Origin of the sequence: Acetobacter sp. AC2005 (assembly GCF_037901235.1) — a bacterium.
Lineage (GTDB): Bacteria > Pseudomonadota > Alphaproteobacteria > Acetobacterales > Acetobacteraceae > Acetobacter > Acetobacter oryzoeni.
The window spans coordinates 63,205-80,239 of record NZ_CP149627.1 but is presented as its reverse complement, the minus strand read 5'-3'; the positions used below and the strand labels follow the sequence as shown (position 1 = coordinate 80,239).

Here is a 17,035-nt window from a genome sequence, read left to right as displayed (position 1 = left end):
CGTTTAGAATACGTGTGGACTGAAATTTTTCGTATCAATGTTATCAGATTAAATGAAATGTAAAGTCGCTTGAAAACGAGTTCATCTTGCATTTTCGACTTGTTTTCTCTGGGTTTCAAGACCTTTTAAACTTAGAGAAATTGTAATCCTGTTTTCCTCGTTTGTCTCTTGGTAAAGTTTTTTACGTAATAGATGCGACTTCTGATGTTGCCTGTTTGGTAGGCTTAAGCCCTCTTCATCAACGATAACTCCCGTAATTTCAGCTACTCCATTAAAGAAATTACGTTCTTTATGATAAACTAATCCACGAGCATGAATTTGTTTTTTAATTTCCCATAATAGCCAGTCAGGGACGACATTTCCTGAAATTGTTATATCATCGATGTAGACAGAAAGTTTGCATCCATTTCCAAGCGTTAGGCGGGAAATCTCATTCCACATGTCATAGAAAGAAAAAAATGATAGAATGGGGCTGACCGGACTGCCCGTTGCAAGATGACCATTCACTGTTAGTAGTCTGCCTAGAATAGACGCTATATCTCTTTCACATTGAAGAATATGGTTGAAAAACCAGAAAACGCGATGTTCAGGCGTTGCCGGAAAATAGGTTTTTATATCAAGAGTCCGAACTTGCTTGGCACCGATATGATGAGCAGCGTTGGAAACGTAAGAGCGCCGTTTTACAGGGCAGAATAAGAAATCTGGTGGTTCTATACGAGATAGAAGAACAGCCAAGCGTGCATGAATAGATCTTAAAACCCCTCGGGGTTCCTGAATTTCTCGTATTTTTTTTGTAGTGCCACGATAAAGCTCAAGGCTACGTTCGCTATATGGATGTTTCATCACAATAGCGTCCTTAAGTTCGGCAGAAGTTATTCCCAGAACCTCAGCGAGACGACGTCGGGAACGAATTTTGAATAACCTTGACTGATTAAGAAGATGTCTTTTGGGGGGCATTAGGCAACTTCCCTGCCTGCCTTAGCAGCGACCATTTGTAATAATGATAGAACTTTCGATGAGATGGTCAGTCTAAGTTTTTCTGATTTTGAGGGGTTGGCCATTTCTTCAGAAAAAAACATAATGGACGAGACAGGCATTTTGAATTCGCATGCATAACGCTGAAGTAAATCAAGCGTGGGTTTTTTCTTACCCTTTTCGATTTCCGAAAGGAAAGATGGAGCTATTCCAAGCTTTTCTGCGGTATTTTTTTGTGAGAGATCATGGAAAACCCGGATCATGCGTAAAGCGTCTCCAATCACAGGCTTTCTCCTAATCAGTAAGATGTTAACAGTTGGATTACCGGGCCTTGAGTTTCATTGCCTCTGGATAAATCGCAGTATTTCGTAAATCATACGAGATACTGCAATAATTGTCCGCAACACGAGTGGATTACAGCTAACGCGGCATATCGCTGCCACTGCTTGTCCCCACCTAGAAACCCCACGTTGCCTATCAGCACCTGACCAATTACTCATTGGCTTGTCCTCCATCACCACCACGAAATTGTGGTAGCCCGCCGAGATGGATTACTTGGGTGACAACGCTTTAAGCCCGGTTCTCCTTCCAGGCGCGGCTTCCACCGGGCCGCGCCCCCTCTGCGCCGACTGACGCTGACGGATGGGAGAGAGCTTTCGCTCTCCACGGATCGGAAAACGATCCAAACAATGACGGAAATCCCTCAGTTGCTGATAAGCATTATGAATGCATGATCGATCTTGGCACGTCAAGAATATAATTCGCTGAGGGCGAATTATATTTTGTGTAGGGCTATCGGCCTCGTTGGAGCTCAACGTAATTTGGAGGGTTCGAAATACTCTTTGGTTTTATGACCTGCTGTCGAAAACCAGAAGATAATGATAATCAAAGTTATTATTTATCAGCCGCTTATGAATCCATTTAATCTGGATAATGTTCTACCGAGGCCATAAAAATCCACTTATTAATGATAAAAATATCAGGCTAATTTCATGAGAATTTAACTGCGTATTCTGGTGGAAATTACGTCAGCAATGGGGGCGCAAGCCGCATGTTCGCTTACCGTGTGCAAAGCGGACATGGTTACATAGAAGCTTCGAGACGGTATTTTTTAGATATCAAGCTGTATATGAGGCCGTCGTAATTACGCTATTAAAATGCAAAGTTGGAAACTAAATCAGATAGCTTGTGTGGAAAGAGAGAAGTGGTCCCCATTTTTCGGACAGGGCGATAAGCTATCATCTGGCCTGAACGAGGACGGGTTTTATGGGCAAGGTTACGCGGAAACGGTATGCGGCGGAGTTCAAATCACGGGTTGCCCTGGAGGCGATCCGTGGCGAACTGACGCTGGCGGAGTTGGCGTCGAAACATGGCGTGCATCAGACGATGATCGCCCAATGGAAGCGCCAGGCGATCGACGCGGATTTCTTCTGTGGTTACCGTCCGTTATGCAAGAGTTTTCTGACCAATATTGACGTGTGATCGTGTGCGGTCTTCTGTAAGGCCTGTTGATGTGGCCTTTCAGAAGCCACTGGCCGGTATGGTGATCAGCGGATCAGATCCAAATCTCACAGGCGTGCTTTAAAGCACAGAGAAATCCACTGGTTTTTCCGATCCGGATCAAACGATCATGCGCCCATTCAGGTCATCGCCCTCTCACACCCCTACCGGTTCCATCCGCGGGAGCCGAGCCATCGCTCAGGCTGCCAGGGACAGGGCCGGATCCCGATAATCCTCCTGTTTTGTTGCCATGGCCCAGATGGCTCGTGCCATCCTGTTGGCCAGCGCAATGGCTACCAGCATACGGGGCTTGCGGGCCAGCATCCGTGCCAGCCAGCTTCCCGGTGCAGGGGCCTTACGGCTGGCCCAGTTCACCTGGGTCATGGCGCCCATGATGAGAAGCCTGCGGATATCAGCCTGCCCGGCTTTTGATATCTTCCCCAGCCTTTCCTTTCCGCCAGATGAGAACTGACGGGGCACCAGGCCCAGCCACGCAGCAAAGTCGCGCCCGCGCCGGAAGCTCTGCAGGTCAGGCGCAAAAGCTTCAATCGCAAGAGCGGTCAGAGGACCCACTCCAGGCATGCTCTGCAATCTGCAGGTGTTTTCACTTTCCTGGGCAAGCATCCTGATCTTCTTTGTTCTGACATCAATCCGCACACTCTGCTCCGAAATCTGTCGCAGCAGATCAAGGCATTCCTGCTTCACAGCCTCTGGCAGAACCGCCTCATCCAGCATGGCTTCAATGTGTCTGATATGCGCAATCCCCTGTGGCACGACGAGACCGAATTCATACAGAACGGCACGCAGGGCATTCACCAGTTCCGTGCGCTGGTGCACCAGACGCTGCCGGGCCCGGAAAAGAACGCCACGCGCCTGCTGCGCTTCAGTGCGTGGTTCGACAAAGCGCATTTCCGGCTGACGGGCCGCAATGACGATCGCTTCCGCATCAGCAGCATCGTTCTTCTGGCGCTTCACGAAAGGCTTCACATACTGCGGAGCGATCAGTCTGACCTCGTGACCAGCTCCTGCCAGTTCGCGAGCCCAGTAATGCGCGCTCCCGCACGCTTCAAGAACGACCAGAGCAGGCGGCTGCGTGGCCATGAACTGCATAAACTGCTGACGACGCAGCTTTTTGCGAAACATCACCTCGCCCGCACGCGAAGCTCCATGAACCTGGAAAATGTTCCTTGCCAGATCAACGCCTATCACTGTATCCTTCATCTGCCGTCCTTTCGCGCAGTCGTTTCTTTCAACGACCATTCTGGCACATTGCGATGCCGTGCGGGGAGGACGGCAACCACCCCATCTCACACTTGAGGCAATTTCGGGTCATTTTGTAGAATTCAGTCATCCCACAGGAGCCCGATCTGGAATATTGACGATATTCTGCTTCTGGCGGCGGGTTTTGAACGCAGTGAGGGTGTCACGGCCTGAGAAGGCAGTGTTGGTGGAAGCTATGTGGTCTGTGCACTGTCTGTTTCTTCAGATGGCCTGCCGGAGCCTTCGCAATCGTGCATGAGCGAGGGCGAATTCATGCTGACAGGGGAACATGTCCGGCATGGACAGGACAATCCGACGGACGCTGAGCGTTACACGTGTCGCGATTTTGAGCAGTCGTGCGCGTATGGTGCCACAGGTCGCCGTCTCCAGGCTGGTCTGGCCAAGGGCCAGTCTTTGCAGAGCGGTCAGCAGGACATAGGCTGCGGCCGAGAACCACAGCCGGAGCTGGTTGGCCCGGATGGTGTGGGACGAGGTCCTGTCTGAGAACAGATCCATCTGGCATTCCTTGATGCGGTTTTCCATATCCCCGCGTGCGCAGTAAATCTGTTCGTAGAGATGGCGAGGGTCGGACATTCCCTGCGGTAGCGTGGTGACAATGAAGCGATGATAGCGGTTGCCGTGGCGCCATTCGGCCTTGGCCACGACCCGCCTGCGGCGCGTCCAGCTGTCCTTTGTGATCCAGTCAAAGGAGGCGAAACCGCGCGCAGCTCTGCCTGTCGTGGCGGCTTCGTCACGAACCTCAGCGGACAAAGAGGCAATCCGGTCATACAGGCGGGTGTTGCCTGCAAGCCCGAACAGGAAGTCAACGTGGTTGTCTTCGCACCATGTCATCAGACTGTCCCGGGCGAAACCGCTGTCCCCACGCACCAGGATACGCACCCGGGGCCAACGGCTCCTGATCTGCTCCACGATCCGGCGGATGTCTGCCAGTGCTTCCTTCCCCGGGTCCCTGTCTGCCGTGCGCAGGGTAGCGCTGAGGAGATGGTCCCCGCAGATGGGGTGGTTGCCGTCCTCCCCGCACGGCATCGCAATGTGCCAGAATGGTCGTTGAGTAAAAACAACCGCGTGAAAGGACGGCAGATGAAGGATACAGTGATTGGCGTTGATCTGGCAAAGACCATTTTCCAGGTTCATGGAGCTTCGCGTGCGGGCGAGGTGATGTTTCGCAAAAAGCTGCGTCGTCAGCAGTTTATGCAGTTCATGGCAACGCAGCCGCCTGCTCTGGTCGTTCTTGAAGCGTGCGGGAGCGCGCATTACTGGGCCCGCGAACTGGCGGCATCTGGTCACGAGGTCAGACTGATCGCTCCGCAGTATGTGAAGCCTTTCGTGAAGCGGCAGAAGAACGATGCTGCCGACGCGGAAGCGATCGTCATTGCGGCCCGTCAGCCGGAAATGCGCTTTGTCGAACCGCGCACTCAAGCGCAGCAGGCCCGAAGCGTTCTCTTTCGCTCCCGCGAGCGTCTGGTGCACCAACGCACGGAACTGGTGAATGCCCTGCGTGCCGTTCTGTATGAATTCGGTCTCGTCGTGCCACAGGGGATTGCGCATATCAAACGCATTGAGGCCATGCTGGATGAGGCAGTTCTGCCAGAGCTTGTAAGGCAGGAATGCCTTGATCTGCTGCAACAGATTTCGGAGCAGAGTGTGCGAATTGATGCCAGAACAAAGAAGATCAGGATGCTTGCCCAGGGAAGTGAAACCGCCTGCAGATTGCAGAGCATGCCTGGAGTGGGTCCTCTGACCGCTCTTGCGGTTGAGGCTTTTGCGCCTGACCTGCAGACCTTCCGGCGCGGGCGCGACTTTGCTGCGTGGCTGGGACTGGTGCCCCGGCAGTTCTCATCTGGCGGAAAGGAAAGGCTGGGGAGGATATCAAAAGCCGGACAGGCTGATATCCGCAGGCTTCTCATCATGGGTGCCATGACCCAGGTGAACTGGGCCAGTCGCAAGGGCCCAGCACCGGGAAGCTGGCTGGCACGGATGCTGGCCCGCAAGCCCCGTATGCTGGTAGCGATTGCCCTGGCCAACAGGATGGCAAGGGCAATCTGGGCCATGGCAACGAAACAGGAGGATTATCGGGATCCGGCCCTGTCCGTGGCAGCCTGAGCGATGGCTCGGCTCCCGCGGATGGAACCGGTAGGGGTGTGAGAGGGCGATGACCTGAATGGGCGCATGATCGTTTGATCCGGATCGGAAAAACCAGTATGTCTTTTCGTACTTTCAAGCACGCCCCGCAGATTTGGATCTGATCCGCTGATCACCATACCGGCCAGTGGCTTCTGAAAGGCCACATCAACAGGCCTTACAGAAGACCGCACACGATCACACGTCAATATGGGTCAGAAAACTCTTGCATAACGGACGGCAACCACAGAAGAAGATGTATAACGGCAGATAGCAGTTATGGCCGTAATATCCATGAAAGGCCCGGCCTTCCTGATGGCCATGGATACGGTCATCGGTGGCATCCACATCCAGAACGATCCGGGCGGGTGCGCGCTCATGCTGGTCCATGAAAAGCGTCACGAACAGGGTAGCCAGGGCCTCATGATCAGCAATGATGCGGCAGTAACGATCTGCCTGCTGCCCACTGCGCTCTAGCCGGTTCAGCGTGGATTTTCCTGCCAGTGCCGCACAGTTGGCCCGGCTTCCTGACAGACGGCCCGATACCAGACCCATGACAGGATCATGACGTAAAGCGTCATGGTCATTAAGGTCTTCATAGCCCAGTGCCAGGCCCATGATCCGCTGACGGACAAGGTCTTCAACCCGGTATTCCACAAAGCCGGGATGCCGCTTATCGCGAAAACAGGCAGCAAAGCGGCGGCTGAGACCCAGAATGTCATCAGCCTGCTTCACCAGAATGACGCCCCCATCCGAACTCATGCGACCCCCGTCAAAACGGGCCACAACACGCCGTCCACAGGAGGCTGGAAACTCATACGCGCCTGCGCTACACTCTGTCTGCATCGGGTTTTCTTGATGATTATGGAAATTTCTTTTACACAAAACAGACTTTTTCATAATCTAACCCGATGTACAACCCTTCTGTGAGATTTCCGCGTCGAGGTTGATTTTTCCCTGCCGGCCTGTCGGGTTGTCCGCTGCCTGGAACAGGTTATGGAGTGGCGCGGCAGGCCAGAAGCCATCCGAATGGATAATGGCCCTGAATATGTCAGTCATACGTTGGTTTCATGGGCCGAAAAACAGGGGATTACCCTGATCTATACGCAACCGGGTAATCCGCAGCAGAACGCCTATATTGAACGCTACAACAGAACTGTCCGGCAGGAATGGCTGGAGCAGTATCTGTTTGAAAGCATTCAGGACGTGCAGGAGGTCGCAACACAATGGCTCTGGACATATAACCATGACAGACCCAACATGGGGAACAGCGGGCTAACCCCCGCTCAGAAACTAAAAACAGCTGCCTGAATTCTCATTCAATGCCCCACTAAAAATGGGGGGATTACCATCCCGCGCCCCACAAAGCGCGGGATTTCTTTTGTTGTCTATAGAATCTCATAGTTTCCAGTCCGCCAACCTACGACTGGCGACCACATGAGAGGAAAGTTCCGCATTAACGATGGCCATCGCGCCAATCACATCGGTCAATTTGGCTCTGAGCAAGGGAGACTTCTCCTTCTGCTCCCTTTCCCGAAGATGTTGCATCGCATCCGTTACATCTCCGGTTGAAGGCTGCGTTTTATGCAGCATAGACAAAAAGGAAGGGATCGCTTTCCGGATATGCGCCACAATGTCGGCAGGAAGCGCCTTGTCCGTGAGCTTTGACTCCAGATAAATCAGGTTTCTGCCTGCCGTCATGACCGCGAACGTACTGTGCAGCCACAGATCCACGCGTGCGAGATCCTGAGCTTTGCAGTGGGCAATGAAATTTTCCATCCCCTGAACAATCCCGCCAACCCACACCTGCTCCGAAACGCATTCGGGAAGTGTCGTGATTTCTTTCATCTTTTTACAGATGAACCGATCAAAGACTTTCAGAAAATGCCCCACGCCGAACGGCAGAAGATAGCGAAAGATCATACCGCCAAGACCAAGCCCCATCAGCAACGCCAGTGACGTGTTGAACCATTGGATTTCATCCACCCGGGAATGATTTTCGGGCAGAAGCATGAATGGGAAGAAATTCACGAAAGATGCGCCAACAGCGGCCGTAGCGGCATGACGGTTGACGAGGCCGCCAATGACCATCGGAATGGCCACAAAAAAACAGAACAGCGGATAATCCGAAGTGACCGGCATGATGAGAAATACCGGCACGACCGCTGCAAGCACCGCCCAGACCGCGCCAAAGAAGAATGTCTTGCTTGCCACCAGCGGATTGGGAAAAGCCGCGAAACGCGCACAGACGACGCACACGAACATCACCACCAGAGAGCCAGTCGGCCAACCTGTCACTTCCCAGATCAGAGCTGCCAGCAGGACGGATACAAACGAACGCAGGCCGTTGATCAGCGCTGCCCGCCAGTCAGGAAAACGCACGAGCCGAAGATGGGAAACGGTCTTGCGTTCGCTTTCCATCCCGCTGAAACAATGCATGAGGAGACTGAACTCGCGCATGAGAAGCACCAGTCCCTGAAGCACGATCCGTTGCTCGACAAGGAATGCACGATCAGCGCTTAAATCTTCCTGCGCTGCTGTTCTCGCGATGGAGGTTTCACAGTCCGCCACCAGCCTGTCGGTCTGATCACGAAGCACCTGCTCACCTTCCTCTGTGCTCAACAGATGGGGGACGTTCTCCAGTGTGGTGACGAAAGAAGCTATGAGCGGCGAGACTTCGGGGCCATTCTCATGCACCGAAAGCGAAAGTCTGGTTCTCATGCCCAGGCCACGCGAGAGAAAACGTGTCGCCTCTCCGAGCGTCCCCTGCGCATAAGCAATCATCGATCGGGAACGGCCGGTTTCGATCGCACTGAACTCGATCCGATCGCTCAGCGCCATGACATGCGAAAACGTATCGTAAAGGTCTCGCGCGGGCGGAGAGCGTTTGAGCAGGATTTCCCGCACGACCGACGCGGTCATGATGATGATTTCCCGCAGATACTGCCTGATGGCCGCGTGCGCCCGGCTGCTGGCGTTGGGTTCGCAGACCAGAGCCACGGTCATCTCGCAGATCACGCCTAGAATAATGTACGTGCTGCGCGCGATGGCGATCTGAAAGACGTGATCCGAGTCAGTAATGGCGGAAATTGAAATGATGGCGCAGGTAAAGCCCATCAGCACAAACATGTAGCTTCTGAAATTGGAACAGAGCGTTCCCAAACCGGCGCACAGGCCAATCCAGAACGCCAGCATTGGAAAGAACAGCCAGGGCTGCTGCGGCGCGGCGGACACCAGAACAATGGCGGCGACTGCGCCAAGCAATGTACCCACTATTCGCCAGTGGGCTTTTGACAGACTTTCCCCAATGGTTTTCTGGGCAACGATCCAGACGGTCATGGCCGCCCATTGAGGCTGACCAAGCTCCATCCACATGGCGATGCTGAGGGCGATCAGGGAAGTGATTGTGGTTCTGAGCGAAAAAAGAAAATCGGAGAGTGAAGGCGCGAAAAGCCATTCCCAATTCCAGATGGCCTGACGGAGTGTTTTCCCCTGCACAGTAATCGTTCACCCTCATCCCGAACCGTTATCAGCGTAGGAATAGCTGAACTACCCAAGAAAACAATCACGATTTTTTCAGGTGGAGGGATCGACGCGGAAATCTCACAGAAGGGTTGTACATCGGGTTAGATTATGAAAAAGTCTGTTTTGCACAAAAGAATTTTTCATAAGCAATAAACGAACCCGATGCAGACAGAGTGTAGCGCAGGCGCGTATGAATTTCCAGCCTCCTGTGGACGGCGTGTTGTAGCCCGTTTTGACGGGGGTCGCATGAGTTCGGATGGCGGTGTCATTCTGGTGAAGCAGGCTGATGACATTCTGGGTCTCAGCCGCCGCTTTGCTGCCTGTTTTCGCGATAAGCGGCATCCTGCCTTTGTGGAATACCGGGTTGAAGACCTTGTCCGTCAGCGGATCATGGGCCTGGCACTGGGCTATGAAGATCTCAATGATCACGAAGCCCTGCGGCATGACCTGATCTTTGGTCTGGCCTCGGGTCGTCTGTCAGGAGGCCGGGCAAACTGCGCAGCATTGGCTGGCAAATCTACACTGAACCGGTTGGAGCGCAGTGGGCACAAGGCAGATCGTTACTGTCGGATCATTGCTGATCATGAGGCCCTGGCTACCCTGTTCGTCACGCTCTTCCTTGACCAGCATGAGCACGCACCCGCCCGGATCGTTCTGGATGTGGATGCCACCGATGACCGTATCCATGGCCATCAGGAAGGCCGCGCCTTTCATGGATATTACGGCCATAACTGCTATCTTCCCCTGTATGTCTTCTTCTGTGGTTGCCGTCCGTTATGCAAGAGTTTTCTGACCCATATTGACGTGTGATCGTGTGCGGTCTTCTGTAAGGCCTGTTGATGTGGCCTTTCAGAAGCCACTGGCCGGTATGGTGATCAGCGGATCAGATCCAAATCTGCGGGGCGTGCTTGAAAGTACGAAAAGACATACTGGTTTTTCCGATCCGGATCAAACGATCATGCGCCCATTCAGGTCATCGCCCTCTCACACCCCTACCGGTTCCATCCGCGGGAGCCGAGCCATCGCTCAGGCTGCCACGGACAGGGCCGGATCCCGATAATCCTCCTGTTTCGTTGCCATGGCCCAGATTGCCCTTGCCATCCTGTTGGCCAGGGCAATCGCTACCAGCATACGGGGCTTGCGGGCCAGCATCCGTGCCAGCCAGCTTCCCGGTGCTGGGCCCTTGCGACTGGCCCAGTTCACCTGGGTCATGGCACCCATGATGAGAAGCCTGCGGATATCAGCCTGTCCGGCTTTTGATATCCTCCCCAGCCTTTCCTTTCCGCCAGATGAGAACTGCCGGGGCACCAGTCCCAGCCACGCAGCAAAGTCGCGCCCGCGCCGGAAGGTCTGCAGGTCAGGCGCAAAAGCCTCAACCGCAAGAGCGGTCAGAGGACCCACTCCAGGCATGCTCTGCAATCTGCAGGCGGTTTCACTTCCCTGGGCAAGCATCCTGATCTTCTTTGTTCTGGCATCAATTCGCACACTCTGCTCCGAAATCTGTTGCAGCAGATCAAGGCATTCCTGCCTTACAAGCTCTGGCAGAACTGCCTCATCCAGCATGGCCTCAATGCGTTTGATATGCGCAATCCCCTGTGGCACGACGAGACCGAATTCATACAGAACGGCACGCAGGGCATTCACCAGTTCCGTGCGTTGGTGCACCAGACGCTCGCGGGAGCGAAAGAGAACGCTTCGGGCCTGCTGCGCTTGAGTGCGCGGTTCGACAAAGCGCATTTCCGGCTGACGGGCCGCAATGACGATCGCTTCCGCGTCGGCAGCATCGTTCTTCTGCCGCTTCACGAAAGGCTTCACATACTGCGGAGCGATCAGTCTGACCTCGTGACCAGATGCCGCCAGTTCGCGGGCCCAGTAATGCGCGCTCCCGCACGCTTCAAGAACGACCAGAGCAGGCGGCTGCGTTGCCATGAACTGCATAAACTGCTGACGACGCAGCTTTTTGCGAAACATCACCTCGCCCGCACGCGAAGCTCCATGAACCTGGAAAATGGTCTTTGCCAGATCAACGCCAATCACTGTATCCTTCATCTGCCGTCCTTTCACGCGGTTGTTTTTACTCAACGACCATTCTGGCACATTGCGATGCCGTGCGGGGAGGACGGCAACCACCCCATCTGCGGGGACCATCTCCTCAGCGCTACCCTGCGCACGGCAGACAGGGACCCGGGGAAGGAAGCACTGGCAGACATCCGCCGGATCGTGGAGCAGATCAGGAGCCGTTGGCCCCGGGTGCGTATCCTGGTGCGTGGGGACAGCGGTTTCGCCCGGGACAGTCTGATGACATGGTGCGAAGACAACCACGTTGACTTCCTGTTCGGGCTTGCAGGCAACACCCGCCTGTATGACCGGATTGCCTCTTTGTCCGCTGAGGTTCGTGACGAAGCCGCCACGACAGGCAGAGCTGCGCGCGGTTTCGCCTCCTTTGACTGGATCACAAAGGACAGCTGGACGCGCCGCAGGCGGGTCGTGGCCAAGGCCGAATGGCGCCACGGCAACCGCTATCATCGCTTTATTGTCACCACGCTACCGCAGGGAATGTCCGACCCTCGCCATCTCTACGAACAGATTTACTGCGCACGCGGGGATATGGAAAACCGCATCAAGGAATGCCAGATGGATCTGTTCTCAGACAGGACCTCGTCCCACACCATCCGGGCCAACCAGCTCCGGCTGTGGTTCTCGGCCGCAGCCTATGTCCTGCTGACCGCTCTGCAAAGACTGGCCCTTGGCCAGACCAGCCTGGAGACGGCGACCTGTGGCACCATACGCGCACGACTGCTCAAAATCGCGACACGTGTAACGCTCAGCGTCCGTCGGATTGTCCTGTCCATGCCGGACATGTTCCCCTGTCAGCATGAATTCGCCCTCGCTCATGCACGATTGCGAAGGCTCCGGCAGGCCATCTGAAGAAACAGACAGTGCACAGACCACATAGCTTCCACCAACACTGCCTTCTCAGGCCGTGACACCCTCACTGCGTTCAAAACCCGCCGCCAGAAGCAGAATATCGTCAATATTCCAGATCGGGCTCCTGTGGGATGACTGAATTCTACAAAATGACCCGAAATTGCCTCAAGTGTGAGATGGGGTGGTTGCCGTCCTCCCCGCACGGCATCGCAATGTGCCAGAATGGTCGTTGAAAGAAACGACTGCGCGAAAGGACGGCAGATGAAGGATACAGTGATAGGCGTTGATCTGGCAAGGAACATTTTCCAGGTTCATGGAGCTTCGCGTGCGGGCGAGGTGATGTTTCGCAAAAAGCTGCGTCGTCAGCAGTTTATGCAGTTCATGGCCACGCAGCCGCCTGCTCTGGTCGTTCTTGAAGCGTGCGGGAGCGCGCATTACTGGGCTCGCGAACTGGCAGGAGCTGGTCACGAGGTCAGACTGATCGCTCCGCAGTATGTGAAGCCTTTCGTGAAGCGCCAGAAGAACGATGCTGCTGATGCGGAAGCGATCGTCATTGCGGCCCGTCAGCCGGAAATGCGCTTTGTCGAACCACGCACTGAAGCGCAGCAGGCGCGTGGCGTTCTTTTCCGGGCCCGGCAGCGTCTGGTGCACCAGCGCACGGAACTGGTGAATGCCCTGCGTGCCGTTCTGTATGAATTCGGTCTCGTCGTGCCACAGGGGATTGCGCATATCAGACACATTGAAGCCATGCTGGATGAGGCGGTTCTGCCAGAGGCTGTGAAGCAGGAATGCCTTGATCTGCTGCGACAGATTTCGGAGCAGAGTGTGCGGATTGATGTCAGAACAAAGAAGATCAGGATGCTTGCCCAGGAAAGTGAAAACACCTGCAGATTGCAGAGCATGCCTGGAGTGGGTCCTCTGACCGCTCTTGCGATTGAAGCTTTTGCGCCTGACCTGCAGAGCTTCCGGCGCGGGCGCGACTTTGCTGCGTGGCTGGGGCTGGTGCCCCGTCAGTTCTCATCTGGCGGAAAGGAAAGGCTGGGGAAGATATCAAAAGCCGGGCAGGCTGATATCCGCAGGCTTCTCATCATGGGCGCCATGACCCAGGTGAACTGGGCCAGCCGTAAGGCCCCTGCACCGGGAAGCTGGCTGGCACGGATGCTGGCACGCAAGCCCCGTATGCTGGTAGCCATTGCGCTGGCCAACAGGATGGCACGAGCCATCTGGGCCATGGCAACAAAACAGGAGGATTATCGGGATCCGGCCCTGTCCGTGGCAGCCTGAGCGATGGCTCGGCTCCCGCGGATGGAACCGGTAGGGGTGTGAGAGGGCGATGACCTGAATGGGCGCATGATCGTCTGATCCGGATCGGAAAAACCAGTGGATTTCTCTGTGCTTTAAAGCACGCCTGTGAGATTTGGATCTGATCCGCTGATCACCATACCGGCCAGTGGCTTCTGAAAGGCCACATCAACAGGCCTTACAGAAGACCGCACACGATCACACGTCAATATTGGTCAGAAAACTCTTGCATAACGGACGGTAACCACAGAAGAAATCCGCGTCGACATTCTGATGTGAGCCTTATTGTTCAAGTTTGAAACTATAGTACATATGCTCTTTTATATCAGCCGAAGTAATCTGTTCGTAAAGATGAGGAAGAACTTTCACGCGGACAGAAATTCATTGCAAACTGACATTCTAGTGGTCGCTATTTCTATAACAGAATAATTATTTCGCATGTAAAATCGAGATGATGTTTTGATATGTAGAAAATATTTTCGCCAGGTGAGCGTAGAAGAATACACTTGTGTTGCCTTCTGCACGTCATCCAGCGCCAGCCGTATCAAGTAGGGCCAAACTTCGATGCGTCATAATCAGCATGCGTTGCAGATTTGAAGGATGTGTTGCAGGTAAACCCGCGTGTATCTTCCGAAGTATAGCAAGACGAGTAAAGGAATGCTGGATTTCGACTTTGTTGAGGGGTAGGGAATTCGTGTTAATTCTGTTATCAGCCTCTCATGAGACGACTAGGGCCTGTTAGATCTTGAATTTCTTCCCATATTGTAGGGATGGAAGAAGGAGACAGAACAGGCACCTTTACGGACGAGACATGGGCGATCTGGGAACCTCTGATTGAGGAGGTTCGCCCGAGGGGCAAGACGCCGCCACATGATCTGCGGCGGACGATAGCAGCGATTTTCTGGCGTCATGAGAATGGCGCGAAATGGCGGAGTATCCCCGCTGAACTGGGTCCGTGGTGGCGGGCTGCGCAGCTTTTCATCCGCTGGGCGAAGCTCGGCGTATGGGAGCGGCTGCTCGCACTGGTTCAGGAACAACAGGGAGTGGCATTCGGAATGACTTTTCTGGATGGCACAAACATCAGGGCTCACCACAAAGCGGCGGGAGCCCAAAAAAAGGGGCCTCTTTCGAAGAGCGAGACCATCGTGAAGCACTTGGCCGCTCTCGCGGTGGCTATGGCACAAAAGTCTGCGTGATCGCTGATGGACATGGAAAAGCCTTCGGTTTTGCGCTGGCCCCTGGACAGGCTCATGAACTGCCTCTGGCACCAGCCATGCTCGACAGCCTTCCCGCCACTCCCCTGTGGGTAGTAGCGGACAAGGGCTACGCGTCGAACGCCATGCGTGAACGGATATGGGACATGGGAGCACGGCCAGCCATTCCCGCGAAACGACGCGATGGCCCGGTCGCCTGCCCCAAATGGGCCTATCGGTGTCGGCATCTCGTTGAGAACCTCTGGGCTCGCCTCAAGGAGTGGCGCGCTGTCGCAACCAGATATGAAAAAACAGCAACGTCGTTCCTCGCGGTCATCCACATCGCTGCCGCAGCAGACTGGATCAAGCCCTAACAGGCCCTAGTCGTTATTATTAAGCTGTATATGGTTGGGGCTTTCTTTTATGCGGGAAAGCCCCTTTCCGTCGCATGTTTGTTGCAGATGCAGTTCATTCGTCTTGGGAAATAGAATATACTGGAATAAAAGGCTTTGACGAATCCAGAAATGCTGAGAAGTGTAATCATGTAAATGAGTAGTTCAATGCAATTCATGGGGTATCCTCTTCCAAAAGTAAGTATCTGAGCCTCATTTTCGCGCTGTTCACTCATGCGCTGGAAGACGGATAGGCTTTGAAAGAATTTTCTACCTGTGTCGTGAAATAAATAATGGGGATTATATTGAACGTCATACTTTGATGTTAGAAATCTTTTAAAAAAGTGTATCATATAAAAGTTTGAAATTGAGAATAAGAATAACCGTAGCAACGCCCCAAGCAAGAATGGTTATTTTGCGAGAGATAGCAAGTTCTCCCATTTTGCGGCGGTCAGATACAAACATTACTAAAGGGATAACGGCAAAAGGGAGCTGCATGGACAGAATAACTTGGCTTAGCATCAGCAGTTCCCCCACGCCTTTACTGCCGTAAAGTGCGGTAACAACTATAACAGGAATAATAGCCAAGCCGCGTGTCAGCAAACGTCGCATCCAGTGTGGTATTCTTAATCTTAAAAAGCCTTCCATAATAATTTGCCCCGCCAATGTGCCGGTGACAGTTGAGTTAGTTCCAGCAGCCAGAAGGGCAACGGCAAACAGAGTGGAGGCAATGCCTAGTCCAAGAATAGGAGAGAGCAGGCGGTAAGCATCTTCAATTTCTGCAACATTTTGATGGCCTGTTGTATGAAAAGCCGCTGCGGCAACAATAAGAATGGCAGCGTTAATAAACAGCGCCAGCATAAGAGCAATTGTACTATCCCACGTTGCCCACCGAATGGCTTCTTTACGGCCGGGTAATGTGTGTTCAAAAGCCCGTGTCTGCACAATAGCGGAATGGAGGTACAGGTTATGTGGCATAACCGTAGCGCCAATAATGCCGATTGCAATGTAGAGCATTTGACTATTGGTTATAATTTCGGGGGAGGGAATAAAGCCTTTAAGCACTTCGGCAACAGGAGGGGCGGCAGCTACAATCTGCACGCCAAAACAGATAGCAATAATGCTGAGCAAACCGATAACAAATGCTTCCAGATACCTAAAGCCGCGGTTCATTAAAAAGAGTACGATAAACGCATCAAGAACCGAGATAATGGCACCGCCCAAAAGTGGAATACCAAACAAAAGCTGAAGCGCTACGGCTGTGCCAATAACTTCGGCCAGATCGCATGCAATAATGGCAAGTTCACATGCCAGCCACAGAACAATGTTAATGGCAGGCGGAAAGTGATCTCGGCAGGCTTGGGCCAGATCACGGCCAGTCGCAATGCCCAATCTGGCGGAGAGCGCCTGTAGTAGAATGGCCATTAGGTTTGAAAGCATAATAACCGCAAGCAGAGTATACCCAAACTGGGCACCGCCTTGTAAGTCGGTTGCCCAGTTGCCGGGGTCCATATATCCCACGGAAACCATGTAACCCGGCCCGATGAAAGCCAGAAAACGCTTGAACCAAGGTGTGCCGGCAGCTGGCAATTTAATGCTAGCAAAAACTTCCGGCAAACTTTGGCTGTCTGCATCGCCTGTTTTGGCAAAACGCCATGCAGATTTTTGTGGAGGCAACGGTGAAACTGAAGAGTGCGAGTCTTGGGTCATAAAACAAGACTAAACTGTACCTGATTAAAATATGCAATATGCTATATTACAAAGCACAGTGAAACTTTTGTATATTATGGGTTTGCATGACGCGTGATGTAAGATATT

General features: G+C 53.5%; 11 protein-coding genes and 4 pseudogenes. 7 read left to right on the top strand and 8 right to left on the bottom strand.

The genetic code is table 11. The features are described 5' to 3' along the window. Nucleotides 1-81: 81 nt before the first annotated feature. Together QQM41_RS14070 and QQM41_RS14065 are read right to left on the bottom strand one after the other, a co-directional pair. Nucleotides 82-843: a reverse transcriptase family protein gene (locus QQM41_RS14070; protein ID WP_339078271.1), complete on the bottom strand. Its 762-nt coding sequence runs from the start codon at nt 841-843 to the stop codon at nt 82-84. Between the two features lie 113 nt (nt 844-956). Beyond that, nucleotides 957-1,259, bottom strand: coding sequence for a helix-turn-helix transcriptional regulator (locus QQM41_RS14065; protein ID WP_339078270.1), 303 nt, complete (start codon nt 1,257-1,259; stop codon nt 957-959). A 982-nt stretch (nt 1,260-2,241) separates the two neighbouring features. Here QQM41_RS14065 and QQM41_RS14060 point away from each other — a divergent pair. Beyond that, nucleotides 2,242-2,394: pseudogene (locus tag QQM41_RS14060) on the top strand (transposase); the annotation flags it as partial. Nucleotides 2,395-2,673: 279 nt separating this feature from the next. Here QQM41_RS14060 and QQM41_RS14055 read toward each other — a convergent pair. Further along, on the bottom strand, nt 2,674-3,696 hold the full coding sequence (locus QQM41_RS14055; RefSeq protein WP_087652186.1) for an IS110 family transposase: 1,023 nt from the start codon (nt 3,694-3,696) through the stop codon (nt 2,674-2,676). 261 nt (nt 3,697-3,957) lie between these two features. Further along, nucleotides 3,958-4,749 (bottom strand): annotated as a pseudogene (locus QQM41_RS14050) (IS1380-like element IS1380A family transposase); the annotation flags it as partial. Nucleotides 4,750-4,836: 87 nt separating this feature from the next. Between QQM41_RS14050 and QQM41_RS14045 the strand changes: the two are divergent. Beyond that, nucleotides 4,837-5,859, top strand: a complete 1,023-nt coding sequence (locus QQM41_RS14045) for an IS110 family transposase (RefSeq protein WP_339076906.1) — start codon at nt 4,837-4,839, stop codon at nt 5,857-5,859. A gap of 216 nt (nt 5,860-6,075) precedes the next feature. Here QQM41_RS14045 and QQM41_RS14040 read toward each other — a convergent pair whose 3' ends face one another. Next, on the bottom strand, nt 6,076-6,723 hold the full coding sequence (locus tag QQM41_RS14040; RefSeq protein WP_339078269.1) for a transposase: 648 nt from the start codon (nt 6,721-6,723) through the stop codon (nt 6,076-6,078). A gap of 93 nt (nt 6,724-6,816) precedes the next feature. On the opposite strand from QQM41_RS14040, the pseudogene QQM41_RS14035 reads away from it, so the two are divergent. Further along, nucleotides 6,817-7,188: pseudogene (locus QQM41_RS14035) on the top strand (integrase core domain-containing protein); the annotation flags it as partial. An 87-nt stretch (nt 7,189-7,275) separates the two neighbouring features. Here the strand turns inward: QQM41_RS14035 and QQM41_RS14030 are convergent. After that, entirely contained in the window at nt 7,276-9,375 is a 2,100-nt protein-coding gene (locus QQM41_RS14030; RefSeq protein WP_339078268.1) for an FUSC family protein, read from the bottom strand. Between the two features lie 189 nt (nt 9,376-9,564). Here QQM41_RS14030 and QQM41_RS14025 point away from each other — a divergent pair, with 189 nt between their 5' ends. Further along, nucleotides 9,565-10,212, top strand: coding sequence for a transposase (locus tag QQM41_RS14025; protein WP_339078267.1), 648 nt, complete (start codon nt 9,565-9,567; stop codon nt 10,210-10,212). Nucleotides 10,213-10,428: 216 nt separating this feature from the next. Here QQM41_RS14025 and QQM41_RS14020 read toward each other — a convergent pair whose 3' ends face one another. After that, nucleotides 10,429-11,451, bottom strand: a complete 1,023-nt coding sequence (locus QQM41_RS14020) for an IS110 family transposase (RefSeq protein ID WP_339076906.1) — start codon at nt 11,449-11,451, stop codon at nt 10,429-10,431. An 87-nt stretch (nt 11,452-11,538) separates the two neighbouring features. On the opposite strand from QQM41_RS14020, the pseudogene QQM41_RS14015 reads away from it, so the two are divergent. From QQM41_RS14015 to QQM41_RS14005, 3 genes and pseudogenes are all read left to right on the top strand, one after another. Then, nucleotides 11,539-12,330, top strand: a pseudogene (locus tag QQM41_RS14015) (IS1380-like element IS1380A family transposase); the annotation flags it as partial. A 261-nt stretch (nt 12,331-12,591) separates the two neighbouring features. Further along, a complete protein-coding gene (locus tag QQM41_RS14010) occupies nt 12,592-13,614 on the top strand; it encodes an IS110 family transposase (RefSeq protein WP_339078266.1) in 1,023 nt (340 codons plus the stop codon). 788 nt (nt 13,615-14,402) lie between these two features. Beyond that, nucleotides 14,403-15,199 (top strand): IS5 family transposase gene (locus QQM41_RS14005; protein WP_082779839.1). Its coding sequence is split into 2 segments (ribosomal slippage): nt 14,403-14,742 and nt 14,742-15,199, totalling 798 coding nucleotides; the frame shifts between segments, so codons are not numbered across the junction. A gap of 354 nt (nt 15,200-15,553) precedes the next feature. On the opposite strand, the gene QQM41_RS14000 is transcribed toward QQM41_RS14005, so the two are convergent. After that, nucleotides 15,554-16,927, bottom strand: a complete 1,374-nt coding sequence (locus tag QQM41_RS14000) for an Nramp family divalent metal transporter (protein WP_012813165.1) — start codon at nt 16,925-16,927, stop codon at nt 15,554-15,556. Between the last annotated feature and the right edge of the window lie 108 nt (nt 16,928-17,035).